Below are 18,678 nucleotides of genomic sequence, written 5' to 3' on the forward strand. Positions count from 1 at the left end.
AGTTGACAATGCCCGCTCCGCGCCGCGGAACGCGCAGTGAGTCAGAGGACGGCGCTGACCTCGCGTGACGCAGCTCGCAGCCCATCCAGTGCGGCGTTGGTGGAACGCGGGTCGAGTGCGTGTGCGGCCAGCCGGAACAACACCGCCCGGAGGAGCAGCTGCGGCCATTCCGGCAGGTGCGCCCACCGTTCCAGCAGCGCGCCGGTGGCCCCGCCCCAGGCGAGCGCGTCGACCGCGGCGATGGCGGCACCCCATTCGCCAGGGCGGTAGTACGGGACGAAATTCACGACGCCGGGTAATGCGTCGCCGTCGAAAAGGAGGCTGGCCAGGAGTTCCCCGTGCGCGACCTGGTGCGGCAGCTTCACCGGGCGCCGGGCGGGGGCGAGGATTTCGAACCAGCGGCCGCCTTTTTCCTCCGGCAGCGGGCGATCGATGTCTTCCCAGGCGATGCGGTCGGCGATGGCGTCGCGGTCGTCGCGGGCGGAGAGGAAGTCCGGGCGCGGCAGGTCGGCGGTTGCGCGGTGCAGGCGTACTGCGGCCAGTACGGCTTCGTCGCAGCGGTGTTCGGTGGTGCCGGAGAGGTACCGCCAGGCGGACCAGTCACCGACAATCCAGCGGCCGTCCCGTGATCGGATGGGTTTGGCGATGCGGAGGCCGTGGTCGTCGGCGAAGTCCAGGGCGCGGGCGGTCCAGAGGGACTGGGAGCGGTTGGTCACCGGTTTGAGGATGAGGTCGCCGCTGCGCCAGGAGGTGGAGTCGGGGAGGGTCGATACCGTGGTGGCATCGGTGCCGAAGGCGGCACAGACGCGTTCGGGGGGATGTTCCAGGGTTGACCGCACGGTGGGTCAGGGTACCGCGGTAAGCGCTCGATCTGGCGCAGACCCGCTGGTCAGGTTGGTCTTTTGTGGAGAATGGGCGGGCTGCGGTTGGGTGGTGGGGGAAGTCCGTGAAGGGAACCATGAGGGAATTAGATTCCGTGATGGTTCCCTTCACGGACGTTCGGCTCAGTAGGTGGGCAGGCTGGGGTCGATCTGCCTGGCCCAGGCCAGTACGCCGCCGCCTAGGTGGGTGGCGTCCTTGAACCCTGCGGCGTGCAGGGCGGCAAGGGCCTCCGCCGAACGGGCGCCGGACTTGCAGTGCAGCACGATCGGCTTGTCTTGCGGCAGTTCGGCCAGCGCTTCTCCGGACAGGATGCGGTCCTTCGGGATCAGCGTGGCGCCCTTGATGTTCACGATCTCGTACTCGTGCGGCTCGCGGACGTCGATCAGGGCGAAGTTCTCGCCGCTGTCGAACTTTGCCTTCAGTTCCGCCGGGGTGATCGTGCTGCCGGACGCCGCGTTGGCGGCCTCGTCCGAAACCACGCCGCAGAATGCTTCGTAGTCGATCAGTTCGGTGATCTTCGGCGTTTCCGGGTCCTTGCGGATCTTGACCTCGCGGTACCGCATCTCCAGCGCGTCGTAGCTGATCAGGCGGCCGAGCAGCGGCTCGCCGATGCCGGTGATGAGCTTGATCGCCTCGGTCACCATGATCGAGCCGATCGACGCGCACAGCACGCCCAGCACGCCGCCCTCGGCGCACGACGGGACCATGCCGGGGGGCGGCGGCTCGGGGTAGAGGTCGCGGTAGTTGAGGCCCTTGCCGTTCGGCGCGTCCTCCCAGAACACGCTGACCTGGCCTTCGAACCGGAAGATCGAACCCCACACGTACGGCTTGCCCAGCAGCACGGCGGCGTCGTTCACCAGGTAGCGCGTGGCGAAGTTGTCGGTGCCGTCGAGAATCAGGTCGTACTGGCTGAAGATCTCCAGCGCGTTCGCCGACTCGAGCCGCTCCACGTGCAGGTGCACCTTGACCAGCGGGTTGATCTCCGCGATCGACTCCTGCGCCGACGCGGCCTTGAGCTTGCCGAGGTCGGACTGGCCGTGGATCACCTGGCGCTGCAGGTTCGATTCGTCGACGACGTCGAAGTCGATGATGCCGAGCGTGCCCACTCCGGCCGCGGCGAGGTACAGCAGCGCCGGGCTTCCGAGGCCGCCCGCGCCGATCACCAGGACCTTCGCGTTCTTCAACCGCTTCTGCCCGACCACCCCGACGTCGGGGATGATCAGGTGACGGCTGTACCGGGCCACCTCTTCCTTGGTGAGCTCGGCTGCCGGCTCGACGAGCGGCGGCAGTGCCGTGTCTGACATCGGGTCCTCCATACTCGCGCGGGTCGCGTAGTCGATCCCAGTATCCACAACGCTCGCTGGCAAGGGGGACTTCCCGGCTCCCATATTATGGGACGTTGTACCTCAGCCGTCCTACCGGGCGGGAGGCGTCGGGTTCGGCCACGCGTTGGGCAGGCACACCTGGTGGTCCGCAGTGACCTTGCCCTTGTCGCCGCCGGGGATGTCGTTGAGCTTCGCGACGTAGTCGTCGTTGACCCCGAACGACTGCTGCATCATCACCGGCGCCGGCTGGTTGTTCCCTGGACAGCCCACGTGGTTGTTGCCGAGCGCGTGCCCGACCTCGTGGTTGATGGCGTACTGCCGGTAGCCCGTCATGTCCGCGCCGTAGACCATCGCGCCGCGCACCCAGCGGGCCAGGTTGATCAGCACGCGGTCCATGCTCCGGCGGTAGCAGGAGGCCTCGAACTTGATCTGGAACCCGCACGCGTCGGGCCGGTGCGTCGTCTCCGGAGTGGTGAGACTCACGCGGAAACTCGGGTCCGGATAGCTCGCGTCGACCCGCTGCAGCCGGATCTCGCCGTTCCACGTCCAGCTCCGCGGGTCGGACAGGATGCCCTGCACCGCCGTGCCGAAGCTGTCGTCGCCGGCGAAGCTAGACGCGTCGATGCCGTCCTCGACCTCGACGGTGTAGGTGTACAGCTTCCCGGCCTTGCCGATGACCGGGCCCGACCCCGGGACCACGTGCCAGGTTCCCTTGCCCGCCTGAGTGAAGGCGCCGCCGGTGGGCAGATCGGCCGTGGGCACGTTGAGGTTCACCGGCTGCGCGGGGTTCTCCGGGATGCTCTGGGCACCGTCGATGGCACCCGCGGTGGCGTCGCCCGACGCCGTTTCCCCGGCCCCGGACGCGGCGGAACCCGAGCCGGTGGGTCCGGTGGCCGTGTTCACGACGACCAGCACGGTGATCACGACGAGGATCGGCAACGCGTACACGCGCCAGCCGTAGGTCTTCACGAAGCGGGCGAACCCGGACTGCTGCCTGGGACGACGCGGTTCTGCCGGGTCCTTCGGCTGCCACGTGGCGGTGAGCGGTTCCGCGCTGGTCCGCCGCCGCCCGGGCCGGTAACGGTCGTCGCCGACGCGTTGTGCGGGCTGTTTCGCCGGGCGGTACTGACCGACCCGAGGTGAGTCCGAATCCGATGCGGGGTCCGATGCAGTCCGCGGATACGTCGAGCGCCGGGCCGACCCAGCGGTCGAAGCCGGCCGGTCCTTCGCTCGCGCGTCCTGCTTCAGCCGGTCCACCGACCCAGGGTGCCATACCGAGACCGCATACCTCGCAGCGACTGGCGGGCGTCCCGGCGAACGGCTATCCCCCGTTCGGGTTACCAAGTGCCCTGTTCAGCGCCCTCCCAGAGCCCCAGCACCGCCCGCGCGACCGCCTCCGGACGTTCCATTTGCGCAACGTGCCCGGTGCGCGGCAGGAGCAGCATCCGGGCGCGCGGAAGGGCGTGTGCGGTCCGTGGCGCACGGCGGACGGAGATCACCCGGTCGTGCAGGCCCCATACGACGAGCGTGGGTACCTGGACCTGCGTCGCGACCGACCACAGCGACGCCGGTCCGCGCGCGGTCCAGCGCCGGAAAATGCCGAACGTGCTGCGTTCCATCGCGAGCGGCGCCCAGGGGAAGGCCGCGCGGGCGCCGTGTTCCTCGGCCAGCTCGTCGAGACGCGCGTCGGCGAAGCGCGACGGATCGTGGAAGCAGAGCTTGATCACCTGGGCAGCCCGCTCGCGCGGGGTGAGCGCGGCCATCCGGCGGCGTACCCGGGCGCCGACCACCGGCAGGTACGCCAGCGCCATCAGCGGATCGGACAGCCGCCGCGGGTCGGGCCTGCGGTCGGGCATCGCCGGGGAGATCAGGGTGAGCGTCTTGACGAGCGCGGGCCGCTCGGCGGCGAGCAGCAGCGAGACTGCGCCACCCATCGAGTTGCCGACCAGGTGCACTGGCCCGCCGAGCCGCTCGAGATGCCGCGCGACGACGGCAGCATGGTCTTCGAGCCCGAACGCGAACCCCTCGGCAGGCTCGGAAAACCCGAATCCGGGCAGGTCGAGCGCCTGCCCGGCGGCCGTCGGGGACAGCAGCGCGGCCAGGTCGGTCCAGTTCGTGGACGATCCGCCGAGGCCGTGCACGTACACCGCGACGGTGCCGTCCGGGCCGGGAGTACGCCGCACGTGCAGGCCACCCTCGACGGCGCCGGGCCAGGGAGGCAGCGCCCGGTCGAGCGGCGGCAGCGGCGTGGTCGACAATGGCACGTGGGTCACCGGCGGACGAACCGCCGCCGCAGGCCCGGCAGTCGGAGTCGGCCGGTGCGGCCGGGTTGGCACTGTGGTCACGGTTCCAGGATGCCTGACCCTTGGCGTTCCGGGCGTACCCGCGAGTAATGTCAGGTTCACTTCGCACGGTTGGTGAACCCGCCCGGCGAAGCCGCGGACGGAGGAAGAATGACGGAAATGGCGCGACTGCAGCAACGAGGCGTCCGGCTGCCCCGGACCGAACGCCGGGCCCAGCTGCTGACGGCCGCGCAACGCGTCTTCGCCGAGCACGGCTACCACGCGGCGGCGATGGACGAGATCGCGGAAGAGGCAGGCGTCAGCAAGCCGGTTTTGTACCAGCACTTCCCCGGCAAGCTCGACCTGTACATCGCCCTGCTGGAAAGCCACGTCGACGACCTGGTCGGCCGAGTGCAAGGCGCACTCCACTCCACCACGGACAACCGCCAGCGCGTCCCGGCAACGGTAGGCGCGTTCTTCGACTTCGTGAACAACGACGCAGGCGCCTTCCGAATGGTGTTCGAGTCCGACCTACGCGGCGAACCGGCAGTACAGGAAGCAGTGGACCGCGCAACGTCGGCAAGCGTCGAGGCCATCACGGAAACCATCACCGCAGACGCCGGTCTGGACGAGGAAAAGGCCCGGCTGCTGGCGGTCGGCCTGGTGGGCATGAGCCAGGTGAGCGCGAGATATTGGCTGCAACACAACCAATCGATGAGCCGAGAAGAAGCCGTAGACCTGACCGCAAACCTGGCCTGGCGAGGCATCGGCGGCGGCTTCCCTCTCAAAGACAGCTGACCGAAGTCCGTGAAGGGAACCATCACGGAATCTGATTCCCTCATGGTTCCCTTCACGGACTTCCCCCACCCCCACCACCCCACCGCAGCCGACGCACCCAACGGGACCGGGCACCCAGCCCCCGCCCTGCACCCCGATCCGAAGCCCCCACAGGGTCTGAATGGCTTGTAAAGGCATCTTTCCCGCCTTGAAAAGCCATTCAGACCGTCGTGACAATCCAGCTTCGGGGTGCCCCCACGCAACAGTTCCGGCCAACACAGAACCCCACCGCAACAGTTCCGTCAGACAGACCGGAACCGTTCCTCGCGAAACAATCCCCCCACGGTCAAACAGACCGCAGCAAACCAGCAATCCGACCAGCAACCTCCCCAGCACGCTCCTGCGGCAACATATGCCCAGCCCCGGGAAACCGGACGAACTCGGCCTCCGGCAACTCCCCCGCAATCACTCTCGCGTGAGAAAGCGGGCAAAGCCGATCCTTCTCCCCGGCCAGAACAACCGCCGGAACCCCCCGCAACACCGCCAGCGCAACCCGGCAATCATGCGTCGAGATCGCGTCCTGAAATGCCCCCAAACTCGCCGGATGCGCACACAGCAACTGCTCCGCCACCGTCCGCACATCGCCCCGCCGCGGCCGGTCACCGAAAACGAGAAACCGAGCCCCCGACCGCACCAACGCCGGGCTCAACGGCAACCGCTCCCCTTTCCGATGCGCCAACGCCTTCGCCAGCCGACGCTCGAACCGCGCGGAGAACTGACCGGCCATTCCGGGCAGTCCCAACGTGATCCGGTCCATCTGCCCCGACGACGTCGCCACGAACGCCACCCCGGCCACCCGCTCGGCAACCAGCGCGGGATGCCGTTCGGCCAGCGCCATCATCGTCATCCCGCCCATCGAATGCCCGGCGAGCACCACCGGACCCGACGGCACGCGGTCGGCGATCAGTTCGGCAAGGTCGTCGGCCAGCCGCGGAATGGTGGCCGCACCGTCGCGCGCAGGCGCGGAACCGCCGTGCCCGCGCAGGTCGTACCGCAGAATCCGCACACCCGGTCCGAGGTGCCGCACGACGCCGTCCCACGTGCGATGGTCCTGCGTCCAGCCGTGCACCAGAACCAGCGTGACCGCAGCGTCGGCCGGGCCGCTCGATTCGACGTGCAATGCGCAGCCGTCACTCGTCACGAACCGATGCTCGCGCGCCGGATTGCGCAGCCGTTCTACCGTAGTCACGCCGCCTCCGAAGGAAGCAGGAAAGACTTACGCCAGAAGGGTTTCCCCGGCAGTCCGACCAGACCGGACTCCTGCAGGAACGGCATGATCTTCTCCCCGGCCCACGCGATCGTCGCACGCCAATGCGGATTGTTCAGCGCAGTTTCGACGCCCTCACGCGGCCGGATTCCGACCGCCTTGTACACGTTCGGATTGATGAACGCCCGCGTCACGAAGTAGGAAATCAGCGCAATGCTGAACTGCTGGTACGCAATTTCGCCGCGGCCGAGCTTCGCCATCCCGCGGGTGACCTCCTCGCGCGCGAAGGTGACGTGCCGCGCCTCCTCCAGCACGTGGATCCGGTTCACCATGCGCACGAGCGGCTGGATCTGATCGTCGTTCATCTGCTCGCGCTGCAACCGGTCGAGTACCTCCTCGGCGACCAGGATCGCGCCGTACCGCGCCGGGCCGTACGAGATCGTCGGCATCAGCTTCGCGAACCGGCGCAGCACCGGCACCGGACCGTAGGTCGGGCAGCCGATCCGCGCCGACATCCGCGCGAACATGGTGGAGTGGCGGCATTCGTCGGCGATCTCGGTGAGCGCGAACTGCACGTGTGCCGTGGTCGGCTCCTGCTCGTAGATCTCCTTGAGCAGCATCTGCATCAGGAGGATTTCGAACCACAGACCGGTGGTCGCGATGCTGGCCATCTCGTGCTTGCCGAGCTCGATCCGCTGCTCGGGCGTGAGCCGGTCCCACAGCGGCGTGCCGTACAGCGAGGACCGCTCGGGCAGGATGTAGCGCTTGCCCTCGACGAGCGGGGCGTCCCAGTCGATGTCGACGTCCGGGTCGTAGAACTTGCCCGCCGCGGACTTGAGCAGCCGCTGCGCCGTCGCCTCCCGGTCGGTCACCTTGAGCGTCATCCTCAGCCCCTTCCAGCGCCTGACTCGCCGCCTGAAGCCTCATTAACCTGTAACCCGTGGTAACAGTTACCTCTGGTAGCATGACCTTCGTGATCGAACGTGTCAAGCGCTCCGGCAAGCAGGCGGCAGACACCGAAGGCAGCACCGGTGACGCCCGCCGCGACCGCTGGCGCAAGCACCGCATCGCCCGGCGCGCGGAGTTCGTCGAGGCGGCCCTGCGCGCGCTCGACGCACACGGCCCGGACCTCGGGATGGAGGACGTCGCCGCGGAGGCCGGGGTCACGAAACCCGTGCTGTACCGGCATTTCGAGGACAAGGCCGACCTGTACGTGGCACTCGGCCAGCGCGGCACGGAGATCCTTTTCGAACGGCTCATCCCGGCGATCAACGCCGAGCTCGCGCCGGTCCCGCGCATCCGGATGGCGCTCGACGCGTTCTTCGGCGTCATCGAGGAACACCCGAACCTGTACCGCTTGCTGGCGCACGGCGGACTGCCGGGCAAAACGGTCGATTCGGACGTCGTCGCGGAGGACAAGGAGGTCATCGCCACCGCGCTGACCGCCCTGCTCGGCGACTACATGCGGATGTTCAACATGGATTCCGGCGCCGCGGAACCGTGGGCGCACGGCATCGTCGGCATGGTGCAGAGCACCGGGGAATGGTGGCTGGACCGGCGGTCGATGGGCCGCGATTCGGTCGTCGAGTACCTCACGCAGATCATCTGGGCGGCGATCGACGGGCTCACCCGCCAGCAAGGTGTCGTGATCGACCCGAACCTGCCGCTGGAGGAGAACAAGGTCGTCCAGCTCGGACGAGCCGAAGAAGACACCGCGTCCGGCTGAGGGAAGGATCCGGGATGAGCGACGAGGACGGCTACACCGGCCCCGCGACCCTGATCGTCGACGGCACGGAGCTGCCGGTGGAAGTCGATCTGCGCGGCTACTTCCAGCCCATCGACGGCTACTACCACTGGTACGGCCGCATTTCCGCCGACCCGGCGCTGACCTCTGCGGCCGGCGGGCGAAAGAAGCCGTGCGAGATCCGGGTCGGCGAGCATTCCGCGACGGGCGAACTGTCCGACCCCGATCCATGGGGCGCTACCGGATCATGGGCACGTCCACGCCGCCGTTCGCGATCCCGAAAACCCTCGCCGAGGTCGAGTCGGCCACCGCCTGACCCGCCCCCGGAAAGCCGTGAAGGGAACCATCACGGAATCAGATTCCGTCATGGTTCCCTTCACGGACTTCGAAGCTCAGTCGCCGACGCCGAACCCGACCTTGCGGACGTCGGACGGGGCGATCTCGACGTACGCGATGCGGTCGGACGGGACCAGGTACTTGCGGCCCTTCTCGTCGTTGAGGCGGAAGAGCCCGTCACCGGCCGTCAGCGCCTCGGCGACCAGTTTCTCCACCTCTTCGGGAGTCTGGCCACTGGACACCACCAGCTCGCGCGGCGTGTCCTTGATGCCGATCTTGACCTCCACGTGGGACCTCCGCTGGAAATTCGTTGTGACTACGCCCGGCAAGGCTAACCGAAGCGGGCCGACGCGGTGGCGCGCGACCAGCGGGTGATCCGCGGCCACCCGCTCAGCCCAGCCCCAGCGCCTGCATGCGCTTGGTGTGCCCCTGCTGCAACCTCCGGAACAATGCGCCGATTCCCGCCAGGTCGCCGGACCCCGCGACGATCAGCTCGGCCAGCCCGTCGCGCTCGGCCACCACGTACTGGGCCTGGGTGAGCGCCTCGCCGAGCAGCCGCCGCCCCCACAGCGCGAGCTTGTCGCGGGCCTTCGGATCGGCCTTGATCCCGGCGGCGACCTCGCGTTCGGCGAACGCCGAGTGCCCGGTGTCGGCGAGCACGGTGAGCACCAGGTCCTTGGTCTCGGCGTCGAGCCAGCTCGCGATCTCGCGGTACAGGTCGGCCGCCAGCCCGTCGCCGACGTACGCCTTGACCAGCGATTCCAGCCACGATTTCGGCCGCGTCGACGCGTGCCACGCATCCACCTGCGACACGAACGGCTGCATGGCGTCCTCGACGGCGACGCCGTTCGCGGACAGGTGCGCCGACAGCAGGTCGTAGTGCCCGATCTCGGCGGCGGCCATCGAGGCGAGCGCGGCGCGGCCGGCGAGGGTGGGCGCGCTGCGGGCGTCCTCGGCCATCCGGTCGAAGGCGGACAGCTCCAGGTAAGCGATCACGCCGAGCAGGTCGACGACGCCTTCGCTGATCGTGGTTCGGGTGGGTTCGGCGGGCTCGGCGCGGTCGGTCACGGCGACGAGGGTATCGCCGAAGCGGAGTCGGGCGCCGCCGAGAGACCGATCCCACGCCGCGCCGTCGCTCCCGGTGCTGCCCGAAAACTGCTGACCAGGTACACTGCTGGCGGATACGTAGAGCTTCCGTCCGCCGGACCGGATTTCGGCCGCGTGGCGGGAAACGAGGCGGACGACCGGTGCCACCAGGGCGGCCGGGGTTCGCCGCAAGTGTGCGTGCACGCCTCCCAGCGGCATTCCCGGGAGGGCGGCTCCGGCGCCGCGGGCCTCCAGTGACGAGGCCGCGGTGTGAGTCAGGCCCCCGGTCGAGTGTCGAGTGACAACCGGCCTGTGCGCGCTGGTCACGAGAGAGGCGATCACCCTGACCGCAGAACAGTCCACAACCGAACAGACCCCCGCTGTCGCTCTCGAGCACAGCGAAAACGGACCGGCCGCGCTCGACACCTCGCATCCGCTGCAGGCAGGCGCTCCGGTCACCGACGAATCGCCGACGTTCGCATCGTTCGGCGTGAAGCCGGAGATCGTGAAGGCACTCGGCGACGCGGGCATCGAGCACACGTTCGCCATCCAGGCGCTCACGCTGCCGCTCGCCATGGCAGGCGACGACCTCATCGGACAGGCCCGCACCGGCATGGGCAAGACGCTCGGCTTCGGCGTCCCGCTGCTGCACCGGCTGGAGGTGCCCGGCGACGGCACGCCGCAGGTGCTCGTCGTGGTGCCCACGCGCGAGCTGTGCATCCAGGTCGCGAACGACCTGAAGGGCGCCGGGAAGCACCTGGGCATCCGCACGCTGGCGATTTACGGCGGACGGCCGTACGAGCCGCAGATCGACGCGCTGCGCAAGGGCGTCGACGTCGTCATCGGCACGCCGGGCCGGCTGCTGGACCTCGCCGAGCAGCAGCACCTCGTGCTCGGCAAGATCCGCGGACTCGTGCTCGACGAGGCCGACGAGATGCTGGACCTCGGCTTCCTGCCGGACATCGAGCGGATCCTGCGGATGGTCCCGGACGAGCGGCAGACGATGCTGTTCTCCGCGACGATGCCGGGTCCGATCATCACGCTGGCGCGGACGTTCCTGAGCCAGCCCACGCACATCCGCGCCGAGGAGAACGACGCCGGCGCGATCCACGAGCGCACCACCCAGTTCGTCTACCGGGCGCACTCGATGGACAAGCCGGAGGTCATCGCGCGGGCGCTGCAGGCCGAGGGCCGCGGGCTCACGATGATCTTCAGCCGCACCAAGCGCACGGCCCAGAAGATCGCCGACGAACTGGTGGAGCGCGGTTTCGCCGCCGCCGCGGTACACGGTGACCTCGGCCAGGGCGCCCGGGAGCAGGCGCTGCGGGCGTTCCGGTCGGGCAAGGTCGACGTGCTGGTCGCGACGGATGTCGCCGCCCGCGGGATCGACATCGACGACGTCACGCACGTCATCAACTACCAGTGCCCGGAGGACGAGAAGACCTACGTGCACCGCATCGGCCGCACCGGCCGCGCGGGCCGCACGGGCGTCGCGGTCACCCTCGTCGACTGGGATGAGGAAGCGCGCTGGAAGCTGATCTCGGACACGCTCAACCTGGGTTTGGCGGAACCGGTGGAGACGTACTCGTCGTCGCCGCATCTGTACAGCGACCTGGGTATTCCGGAGGGCACGAAGGGCCGGTTGCCGCTGGCGAAGCGCACGCGGGCCGGTCTGGCCGCGGAGGAGGAAGAAGACCTGGGCGGTAAGCGGCGGGGCCGTCGGTCCGGCCCCTCTGGTTCTGGTCCGGACTCGCCTGAGGATGCCCCGCGGAAGCGCAACCGCTCGCCCCGCAAGCGAACCCGAGGCGGAGCAAAGGCGGCAGAAGCAGTCGAGGCAGCCGACGCGGACGCTTCGGAGTCCACGGAGGACCGCCCCCGCACCCGCCGCCGCCCGAGGTCCGGCGCCGACGCGACGGGCCCCGCCGGCTCGGCCAATTCGTCCGGAAGCGCCGGTTCGCCCACCGCCGACCCCGGCGAGACGATGGAACGCCCAGCGCGCCGCCGCCGTCGCCGCCGCGCGTCTGATACACCTGCGTCGGCAGACTGAGCACCACACCGACAGCCGGGAGCCAGGCAAGTGAACGACCACGGGAACGGCGGCGCCCAGCCGCCCCCCGAGAGACAGCCGGACGCCGACACCCCGGCTGACTCCCCGGCCCCCGGTCCGGGGCTTGCTGCTCCGTCGGATCCCACCCCCGGTTCGGGGTGGGAAGGGCCCGCTGGCCCCTCGGACCCCGGCCCGAGTCACGGTCCGGCCGGGGGTGGGACCGGCATTGGTTCCGCCCCGGCTTCGGACTCTGGACCGGACACGAGCCTTCGCCCAGGTTCGGATCCGGGCTCTGGGGTGCCGGGCTCGGGTGAACCGACCCCGCCGCCCGATGATCCCGACCTGCCGACCGGCCCGATCCCCACACTCGCCCCGACAGGCCCCGGGGGACCGACCACGCCGACCGGCGACCGTGGCCGACCGAACGTCGGCGAGGCGGCCTCCCGGTTTCCCTCGCCCCCGCCTGCACCATCCGACCGTCCCACAGTTTCCGGGCAGCCCGACACCTCGGACCAGCCCAGCACGATCGGGCAGGAGAGCACACCCGGGCAACCCAGCAACTTCGGGCCGCCCCGCCCCTCCGAGCAGTCCGACGAAGCCGAGTCTGCCCTCCCCTCCCCAGCCGGTTTTCCCACTCCCGGCCAACCGCGCCCCGCCACCTCACCCGCCGCCGGATCGGCGACCCCCGCCGAGAACGTCGCGCAGACTCCCGCCGAGATCTCCGGCGTCACCAGCACAGCACCCCGCTCCGAAGCCACCTTCCCCCCGCCACCCGGCTCCACCGTAGGAAAAGCTCGACGTTCGCCGTGGAATCGGGGGCGGGATCGGGTCGTTGCGGTGGTGATCGGGGTGGTCGTCGTGGCCGTTGCCGTGGTTGTGGCGGTCACCAGTGACAACCTGCACACCAGCCGCGCGCGCGCCGATCCGCCGCCTGCTTTGCCTGCGCCTCCGTCCGCCGTGCCCGGGGCCATGTCCCTGCTCTGGCAGGCGCCCAGTTCCGCGACGCCGGTGCCGATCGGGCAGGCCGACACCGTCACCACCGCCGACGGCAGCGAGGTCGCCGGGCGTGATCCGCTCACCGGGCGGATTCGGTGGCACTACACGCGCGAGAACCTTCAACTGTGCACTGTGGACACTGCGTGGGGCCGGGTGAACGCGGTCTACCGCAAGTCGATGGGCTGTAGCGAGGTCACGCAACTCGACCCCGCCACCGGGCGGATCACCGCGCAGCGCAACGGAGACGCCGAGCTCGGCACCCGGCTCGTCAGCGACGGCAGCCACGTCACCACCACCGGCGAGCACCTGCTCGACACCTGGCGCGACGACCTCGTCAAAAGCATGGAGTACGGCCAGGTTCCCTTCCTGCAGAACGCCAACAAACAGCCGCGACCCGGATGCAGTTACGGGACGGTCGCCGCCGGGGCCGACAAGATCGGCGTCATCGAGCGTTGCCCCGACGACCCGCACGACCGGCTGACGGTCTACAAAGCGACCGCCGAGCACGAGGACGAACCGCAGGTCGTGTTCAGCGCCGTGCTGGCCGGGTCGCACGCCCGCGTGATCGCGATGTCCGGGAACCTCACTGGGGTATTGCTGCCGGAGCAGAAGCTTTACGTCATCTACGGCCCGGACGGCACCCAGAAATCCGCCTACCCGATGGACCTCCCCCAGCCCGACGTCGACCCCGTCGGCCGCACCGAGCAGACTTCCCGCACCGCGGCGGCCATTTATTGGTTCACGGGCTCGAAAACCGTCGCCCTGTCCCGCGACGACCTCACGCCGCGCTGGACCCTCGACGGCACCCTCGGCCCCGGCATCACGTTCGCGAACCAGCTGGTGGTCCCGATCCGCGGAGGCCTGGCAGTACTGAACGAAGCAGACGGCGCGACGCTCCGCACGGTCGGCGTAGACCGCGGCGCCTACACCGGCCCGGTCCGGCTGACCGCGCTGGGCCCGGTACTGCTGGAACAACGCGGTACGACACTGGCCGCGCTGCGCTGAGCGGTCGCGGTCGCGCTGCACTGACCTGACTTGGCTCAAGATCGCTGATCTTGGGTAGGGTGCTGGCTGTTGAGCTGCGGTTTCGTCGTGTGAACGGCGAAAATCTGCGCACTAAGCGGCCGGTTCTAGGGGTCTGCCCATCGCTTCCCGGTTACGGCTTCAGCGACAAGCCGGCCGCGCCGGGGTGGGGGATCGAGCGGATATCCGACGCGTGGTGCGAGCTGATGGCCCGGCTCGGCTACCGGCGGTTCGGCGCCCAGGGCAGCGACTGCGGCACCAGCATCGCCACGAGCATCGGTCAACGGCAACCCGATCGGGTCGCCGGCATCCATCTCATGCCGCCGCTCGCACCGCCCGATCCGGCCACGTTGGACGACCTCATCGGTGCCGAGCGGGCGGCGCTCGCGACACTGCGGGAGGCGGACGAATGGGGCTCCGGATACTCGGCGCAGCAGTCGACCCGGCCGCAGACGGTCGGCTACGGGGCTGGTCGACTCGCCGGCCGCCCTCTGCGCCTGGATCGTCGAGAAGTTCTGGTCGTGGACCGACTCCGGTGGCGACCTGCATCGGGTTATTACCCGGGATGAGCTGCTCGACAACCTGATGCTCTACTGGCTGCCCGGCACCGGTGCCTCATCCGCCCGGCTGTACTGGGAAAGCCTCCGGCAGGTCAACGAATGGATCTCCGGGTCGGCCGGCGCGCCGGTGACCGTACCTACCGGCTGTTCGGTCTTCCCCAAGGAGCTGCAGCGCCCGTCTCGGCGGTGGGCGGAGCGCCGGTTCCCGAACATCCGGTACTGGAACGAGCCCGGCAAGGGCGGCCACTTCGCGGCGTTCGAGCAGCCGGCGTTGTTCGTCGACGAGGTCCGGTCATTCTTCCGGCTGGTCCGCTGATCGTCACCCGTACTCGGTAAGCGGCTGGCTAAAGATCAACAAGTGCCCATCGGGTGTCCGTACGTTGAAGTCGCGCATCCCGTAGGGCCGGTCAGCCAGTGGCTCGACGATGTCGGCGCCGCGGGCGCGCAGCTCGTCGTGGCAGGAATCGACGTCGTCGACGACAACCGTCACCCTGGCCGGGCCGACGCTGCTTTCGGCGTACAGGTGGAACTCGGCGGTGTCGCGGATCACGGCCGCGTAGCTAGGTGGGGTCTCCCAGGTGAATATGGTGTCGAATCCGAGCGCGTCCGTGAAGTACGACCGCGCTGCCTGCACATCTCGGCACGGCAGCACGGGTACCGCCACCCGCATGACCATTCCGTCACCTTACCTGACTTTGGCTCAAGATCGCTGATCTTGGGTAGGGTGCTGGCTGTTGAGCTGCGGTTTCGTCGTGTGAACGGCGAAAATCTGTGCACTAAGCGGCCGGTTCTAGGCTGTCTCTCGTGGCGTATGTGCGCACGGTGAAGACGGCGTCGGGGGCCAGGCCGGTGCAGATCGTGCACTCCTCGCGTCGCGGGTCGCGGGACATCGAGCACATCGGCTCGGCGCATGACGATGCGGCGTTGGAGGCGCTCAAGGCGGTGGCGAGGCAGCGTCTGGCTGTGGGGCAGCCCGAGCTCGACTTTGGCCCGGACTTCGTGGCGTTGCAGGCCGGCAGTGGTGCTGGTGGTGGGCCGCTTGCGATCACGTCGTCGCGGATGGGGTACCTGTGGGACGCGCTCGGCCACGCCTACCAGCTGTTGGGGTTCGAGGAGGCCGCTGGTGGTGACGAGGTGTTCCGATTACTGGTGCTGGCACGGATCGTCGAGCCGACCAGCAAGCTGGACAGTCTGCGGGTGGTCGAGGAGGCAGGGTTTCGACCCGCCGGCGTACGCGACCCTCAAGCGGCGTCTGCCCGCGTTCGCGAAAGAGTCCTGGCGGCAGAAGTTGGCCGCGGCGTGCGCCCGCACCGCTGATCTGGGGCCGGCGTCACTGGTTCTCTACGATGTGTCCACCTTGTACTTCGAGACCGATGCCGGGGACGGGTTCCGTGAGCCCGGGTTCTCCAAAGAACGCCGCCTGGAGCCGCAGATCACGATCGGGCTGCTCACCGACGCAAGCGGGTTTCCGTTGATGGTTAACGCGTTCGAGGGCAACCGGGGCGAGACCACTACGATGCTGCCGACCATCCGTGCGTTCATGGATGCCCACCAGCTGGCTGATGTCACGGTCGTGGCCGACGCTGGCATGATCTCTGCGGCCAACCAGCAGGCCATCGAGGCCGCGGGTTGTCGTTCATCCTCGGCGCGCGGATACCCGACGTGCCGTACGTGGTCCAGGCGTGGCGCCACGAGCACCCGGATGAGCAGATCCCCGACGGGCACATCTTCACCCAGCCCTGGCCTGCCGGCCCCAAGGACCAGCGCCGCGACCAGATCATCGACTACCAGTACCGGGCGGACCGGGCTCGGCGCACCCTGCACGGCATCGACGAACAGGTCGCCAAGGCCGAGCAGGCCCGTCGCCGGCAAGACCGCGGTCAAACGCAACCGGTTCATCCAGCTCACCGGCGCCACCAAGAGTGTCAACCGGACCCTGGAAGCCAAGGCACGCGCCCTTGCCGGCCTCAAAGGCTACGTCACCAACCTCCCGGACGTCACCGCCGAGTTCGTGATCGACGCCTACCACCGACTGTTCCACATCGAGAAGTCGTTCCGAATGTCTAAACACGACCTACGTGCGCGGCCGATCTACCACCACAAGCGCGAGTCGATCGACGCGCACCTGACGGTCGTGTTCGCCGCCCTGGCCGTCAGCAGGTGGATCGAGCAGACCACCGGCTGGTCGATCAAGAAGTTCGTGCGCACCACCGCCGCTACCGCACCATCAACATCCAGGCCGGCGAGCACACCCTCACCGCCGTCGACCCGCTACCCGACGACCTCCGCGATGCCCTCACCCGCATCCACGACCGCGGTGCGCACTAATTTGAGCCAAGTCAGGTCGCGCTGCACTGAGCGGTCAAGCCCACCACAACATCGTGAGCGCAAGGGCCGCAACAACCAGGACTCCGGCCCCGGCCAGCGCCGCCACCCGCCCGTAACGCCGGTCGGCAATCCGCTGCAACCCCAGCGCGACGACCGCCGCCACCGGATGTCCGACCAGCATCGCCACCCCCGGCCCGGACGCTCCGTTCACCAGACACACGCCACCCACCACAAGCACCCCGACCGCCAGCACGGCAACCCCCGCCGCGACCGACCCCGTGAACCCCCGCCACCACCGACCACGCGGCTTCTCCCGCGCTGGCGCAACAGACCCATCACCAGCAGACCCAGCCGCAGCCGGAGTGGCGGCGGAAGCGGCGGAAGCGGCGGAAGGGGCGGCTGAGCGTGCGCCGTCAGCGGAAGTCTTGTGCGCACCGGCAACGCCAGTTAAGCGCCCAGCGAACGCAACGGCCGAATCCGCGCCGCCCGCGGCAGCCGACTGCACAGCGGAAGCAGTCGAGCGCCCAACAGCAGCCGAGTCCACAGCGCCAGCGGCCGTCGACTGCGCAACAGAAGCCGCGGCCGAACGCCCAGCGGCAGCACCGGCCGAATCTGCGCCGCCAGCGGCAGTCGACTGCGCAACAGAAGCTGCGGCCGAGCGCCCAACAGCGGCCGCAGAGGTCGAGCGAGCAGCGGAAGCAACAGCCGTCGAACGCTCCGCGGAAGAAGCGGCCGAGCGCGCACCAGAAGCTGCGGCCGAGCGCCCAACAGCGGCAGCAGAGGTCGAGCGAGCAGCGGAAGCAACAGCCGTCGAACGCTCGGCGGAAGAAGCGGCCGAGCGTGCACCAGCAGAAGCAGCGGCCGCCTCAGCATTCGAAGCACTGGCCGCCACCCCACCCACGGCCGGACCCACACCACCGCCCATCCACCCGGCTCTCGCGCCGACCCCGGCCTCTGCGGGTCCATCCGTCGCAAACCGTGCCGTCGAAACCGACCGCACCGTCGCAGCCGGGCGCGTTGTGGCATGGCGCGGAGTGGTGCCACTCACCGAAGACGCACCCGCCGAGTCATCCCCCGCGGACGCAGCAGAACCCCCAACGGGCATTTCGTCGGTATCCGGTGACGCCACGATGTTCATGTCCAATCTGACGGCTACGGCGCGAGCAGGTCCGACGGCTGTGCGGCAGGCGCGGCCGCCTGACCTTCCGCGCAGCTCGGGCGGAAATCGCACCATGCGCAGCGGCGGGAGGGGCGCGCGGGGAACAGTACGTCGCCGTCGCCGCCGGCGTCCAGGGTATCCGCTGCCAGCCGCAGATCCCCGGCAGTCTCCTCGGCGCGTTCCAGGTGCCGCCGCAAGGTTTCCGGCGTGTGTTCCGCCGCAGCGACCGTGCCCGACGGCAGGTGGTGCAGCTCGACTTTCGTGCACGGCATGCGCAACGTACGCGTGGCCGCCACCGCGTACATCGCCAGTGCCTGTGACGCTCGGGCCTCGTGTTCGTCCGGTACCCAGCGGCCCGTCTTGTAGTCCACGATCACCAGTTCACCGTCACGCTGGTCGATGCGGTCGGCACGGCCCTCGATGATCATCGTCGGCCGTTCGCCCGTGGTGGTGACCGGCGCCGACACCCACCGTTCGAGCCCGACCGGATCGTCGCTGACGTCGTGCTCCTCCACGTACTCCGCGACCCAGCCCTTCGCCCGTGCCCGGTACCGCGCGGCCTGCTCGTCACTGGAGAACCCGGCGTCCTTCCAGTGCTCGGCCACGAGCGCCATCGCCCGCTGCGGCGTGCGTTTCGCCACCGGCAGGTCGAAAAGCGCGCGCAACGCGTTGTGCACCACCGCACCGAGGGTGCTGTGCGCCCACGGTCCGGTGCGCTGCGGCGTCGGCCGGTCGAGGTAGCTCAACCGGTATCGACGCGGGCAGTCGTCGAACGTGCTCAGCCGCGCCGGCGACACCTTGGTGAGCCGCTGCGGTTGTTCGACTCCGAAGTCGAACCCCAGCTGTTCCTTCACCCCGCCCACGCT

The 18,678-nt window shown here is 69.2% G+C and carries 18 protein-coding genes and 2 pseudogenes; 9 read left to right on the plus strand and 11 right to left on the minus strand.

Going from position 1 to position 18,678, the window contains the following annotated elements:
- Nucleotides 1-41: 41 nt before the first annotated feature.
- The 4 genes from OO71_RS39135 to OO71_RS39150 all read right to left on the minus strand — a co-directional run bounded on the left by OO71_RS39135 (nucleotide 42) and on the right by OO71_RS39150 (nucleotide 4,543).
- A complete protein-coding gene (locus tag OO71_RS39135; protein WP_033295090.1) occupies nucleotides 42-839 on the minus strand; it encodes a TIGR02569 family protein in 798 nt (265 codons plus the stop codon).
- 165 nt (nucleotides 840-1,004) lie between these two features.
- Nucleotides 1,005-2,186 (minus strand): adenylyltransferase/sulfurtransferase MoeZ, encoded by a 1,182-nt coding sequence (moeZ, locus tag OO71_RS39140; RefSeq protein WP_033295152.1) that lies wholly within the window; start codon nucleotides 2,184-2,186, stop codon nucleotides 1,005-1,007.
- Nucleotides 2,187-2,297: 111 nt separating this feature from the next.
- Nucleotides 2,298-3,464, minus strand: a complete 1,167-nt coding sequence (locus tag OO71_RS39145) for a DUF3152 domain-containing protein (RefSeq protein ID WP_033295091.1) — start codon at nucleotides 3,462-3,464, stop codon at nucleotides 2,298-2,300.
- An 80-nt stretch (nucleotides 3,465-3,544) separates the two neighbouring features.
- Nucleotides 3,545-4,543, minus strand: a complete 999-nt coding sequence (locus OO71_RS39150) for an alpha/beta fold hydrolase (protein ID WP_211260809.1) — start codon at nucleotides 4,541-4,543, stop codon at nucleotides 3,545-3,547.
- Between the two features lie 117 nt (nucleotides 4,544-4,660).
- On the opposite strand from OO71_RS39150, the gene OO71_RS39155 reads away from it, so the two are divergent.
- The gene (locus OO71_RS39155) at nucleotides 4,661-5,287 is read left to right on the plus strand and encodes a TetR/AcrR family transcriptional regulator (protein ID WP_033295093.1); all 627 of its coding nucleotides are present in this window, start codon (nucleotides 4,661-4,663) and stop codon (nucleotides 5,285-5,287) included.
- A 325-nt stretch (nucleotides 5,288-5,612) separates the two neighbouring features.
- Here the strand turns inward: OO71_RS39155 and OO71_RS39160 are convergent, their stop codons facing one another.
- Together OO71_RS39160 and OO71_RS39165 are read right to left on the minus strand one after the other, a co-directional pair.
- Nucleotides 5,613-6,515 carry an alpha/beta fold hydrolase gene (locus tag OO71_RS39160; protein WP_033295094.1) on the minus strand — a complete coding sequence of 301 codons (903 nt, stop codon included), beginning with the start codon at nucleotides 6,513-6,515 and terminating at the stop codon, nucleotides 5,613-5,615.
- A complete protein-coding gene (locus OO71_RS39165; protein ID WP_033295095.1) occupies nucleotides 6,512-7,417 on the minus strand; it encodes an AurF N-oxygenase family protein in 906 nt (301 codons plus the stop codon). Before OO71_RS39165 ends, OO71_RS39160 begins: the two co-directional genes overlap by 4 nt.
- A gap of 80 nt (nucleotides 7,418-7,497) precedes the next feature.
- On the opposite strand from OO71_RS39165, the gene OO71_RS39170 reads away from it, so the two are divergent.
- Both OO71_RS39170 and OO71_RS46775 read left to right on the plus strand, forming a co-directional pair.
- Entirely contained in the window at nucleotides 7,498-8,259 is a 762-nt protein-coding gene (locus tag OO71_RS39170; protein WP_033295096.1) for a TetR/AcrR family transcriptional regulator, read from the plus strand.
- Between the two features lie 14 nt (nucleotides 8,260-8,273).
- Nucleotides 8,274-8,593 (plus strand): annotated as a pseudogene (locus tag OO71_RS46775) (DUF4873 domain-containing protein).
- A 76-nt stretch (nucleotides 8,594-8,669) separates the two neighbouring features.
- Here OO71_RS46775 and OO71_RS39180 read toward each other — a convergent pair.
- Nucleotides 8,670-8,900 carry a DUF3107 domain-containing protein gene (locus tag OO71_RS39180; RefSeq protein WP_009072973.1) on the minus strand — a complete coding sequence of 77 codons (231 nt, stop codon included), beginning with the start codon at nucleotides 8,898-8,900 and terminating at the stop codon, nucleotides 8,670-8,672.
- 103 nt (nucleotides 8,901-9,003) lie between these two features.
- Nucleotides 9,004-9,681, minus strand: a complete 678-nt coding sequence (locus OO71_RS39185; RefSeq protein WP_084145597.1) for a ferritin-like fold-containing protein — start codon at nucleotides 9,679-9,681, stop codon at nucleotides 9,004-9,006.
- A 316-nt stretch (nucleotides 9,682-9,997) separates the two neighbouring features.
- Between OO71_RS39185 and OO71_RS39190 the strand changes: the two genes are divergently transcribed.
- The 4 genes from OO71_RS39190 (at nucleotide 9,998) to OO71_RS52690 (ending at nucleotide 14,641) form a co-directional block, all read left to right on the plus strand.
- Nucleotides 9,998-11,746, plus strand: a complete 1,749-nt coding sequence (locus OO71_RS39190; RefSeq protein ID WP_051792825.1) for a DEAD/DEAH box helicase — start codon at nucleotides 9,998-10,000, stop codon at nucleotides 11,744-11,746.
- 525 nt (nucleotides 11,747-12,271) lie between these two features.
- Nucleotides 12,272-13,747 (plus strand): Rv3212 family protein, encoded by a 1,476-nt coding sequence (locus OO71_RS39195; protein WP_211260810.1) that lies wholly within the window; start codon nucleotides 12,272-12,274, stop codon nucleotides 13,745-13,747.
- Nucleotides 13,748-13,806: 59 nt separating this feature from the next.
- Nucleotides 13,807-14,334 carry an alpha/beta fold hydrolase gene (locus tag OO71_RS52685; protein WP_245633920.1) on the plus strand — a complete coding sequence of 176 codons (528 nt, stop codon included), beginning with the start codon at nucleotides 13,807-13,809 and terminating at the stop codon, nucleotides 14,332-14,334.
- 16 nt (nucleotides 14,335-14,350) lie between these two features.
- Entirely contained in the window at nucleotides 14,351-14,641 is a 291-nt protein-coding gene (locus OO71_RS52690) for an alpha/beta fold hydrolase (protein ID WP_051792828.1), read from the plus strand.
- Nucleotides 14,642-14,644: 3 nt separating this feature from the next.
- Here OO71_RS52690 and OO71_RS39205 read toward each other — a convergent pair whose 3' ends face one another.
- The gene (locus OO71_RS39205) at nucleotides 14,645-15,001 is read right to left on the minus strand and encodes a VOC family protein (protein ID WP_020641977.1); all 357 of its coding nucleotides are present in this window, start codon (nucleotides 14,999-15,001) and stop codon (nucleotides 14,645-14,647) included.
- A gap of 240 nt (nucleotides 15,002-15,241) precedes the next feature.
- Here OO71_RS39205 and OO71_RS46785 point away from each other — a divergent pair.
- Nucleotides 15,242-16,474 (plus strand): annotated as a pseudogene (locus OO71_RS46785) (IS1634 family transposase); the annotation flags it as partial.
- Nucleotides 16,475-16,485: 11 nt separating this feature from the next.
- Entirely contained in the window at nucleotides 16,486-16,653 is a 168-nt protein-coding gene (locus OO71_RS53505; protein ID WP_425388740.1) for a hypothetical protein, read from the plus strand.
- A 34-nt stretch (nucleotides 16,654-16,687) separates the two neighbouring features.
- On the opposite strand, the gene OO71_RS52695 is transcribed toward OO71_RS53505, so the two are convergent.
- Complete coding sequence (locus OO71_RS52695) at nucleotides 16,688-16,864, minus strand: hypothetical protein (protein WP_245633921.1); 177 nt, start codon at nucleotides 16,862-16,864, stop codon at nucleotides 16,688-16,690.
- Between the two features lie 941 nt (nucleotides 16,865-17,805).
- Nucleotides 17,806-18,666, minus strand: a complete 861-nt coding sequence (locus tag OO71_RS39220) for a RecB family exonuclease (protein ID WP_033295156.1) — start codon at nucleotides 18,664-18,666, stop codon at nucleotides 17,806-17,808.
- Between the last annotated feature and the right edge of the window lie 12 nt (nucleotides 18,667-18,678).

Origin of the sequence: Amycolatopsis jejuensis, from assembly GCF_000717335.1 — a bacterium.
GTDB lineage: Bacteria > Actinomycetota > Actinomycetes > Mycobacteriales > Pseudonocardiaceae > Amycolatopsis > Amycolatopsis jejuensis.

What these genes read in the sequence shown, in the direction of transcription:
- moeZ (WP_033295152.1), bottom strand. Translation starts at nt 2,186, where the DNA reads ATGTCAGACACGGCACTGCCGCCGCTCGTCGAGCCGGCAGCCGAGCTC.
- OO71_RS39155 (WP_033295093.1), top strand. Translation starts at nt 4,661, where the DNA reads ATGACGGAAATGGCGCGACTGCAGCAACGAGGCGTCCGGCTGCCCCGG.
- OO71_RS39165 (WP_033295095.1), bottom strand. Translation starts at nt 7,417, where the DNA reads ATGACGCTCAAGGTGACCGACCGGGAGGCGACGGCGCAGCGGCTGCTC.
- OO71_RS39170 (WP_033295096.1), top strand. Translation starts at nt 7,498, where the DNA reads ATGACCTTCGTGATCGAACGTGTCAAGCGCTCCGGCAAGCAGGCGGCA.
- OO71_RS52690 (WP_051792828.1), top strand. Translation starts at nt 14,351, where the DNA reads ATGCTCTACTGGCTGCCCGGCACCGGTGCCTCATCCGCCCGGCTGTAC.
- OO71_RS39205 (WP_020641977.1), bottom strand. Translation starts at nt 15,001, where the DNA reads ATGGTCATGCGGGTGGCGGTACCCGTGCTGCCGTGCCGAGATGTGCAG.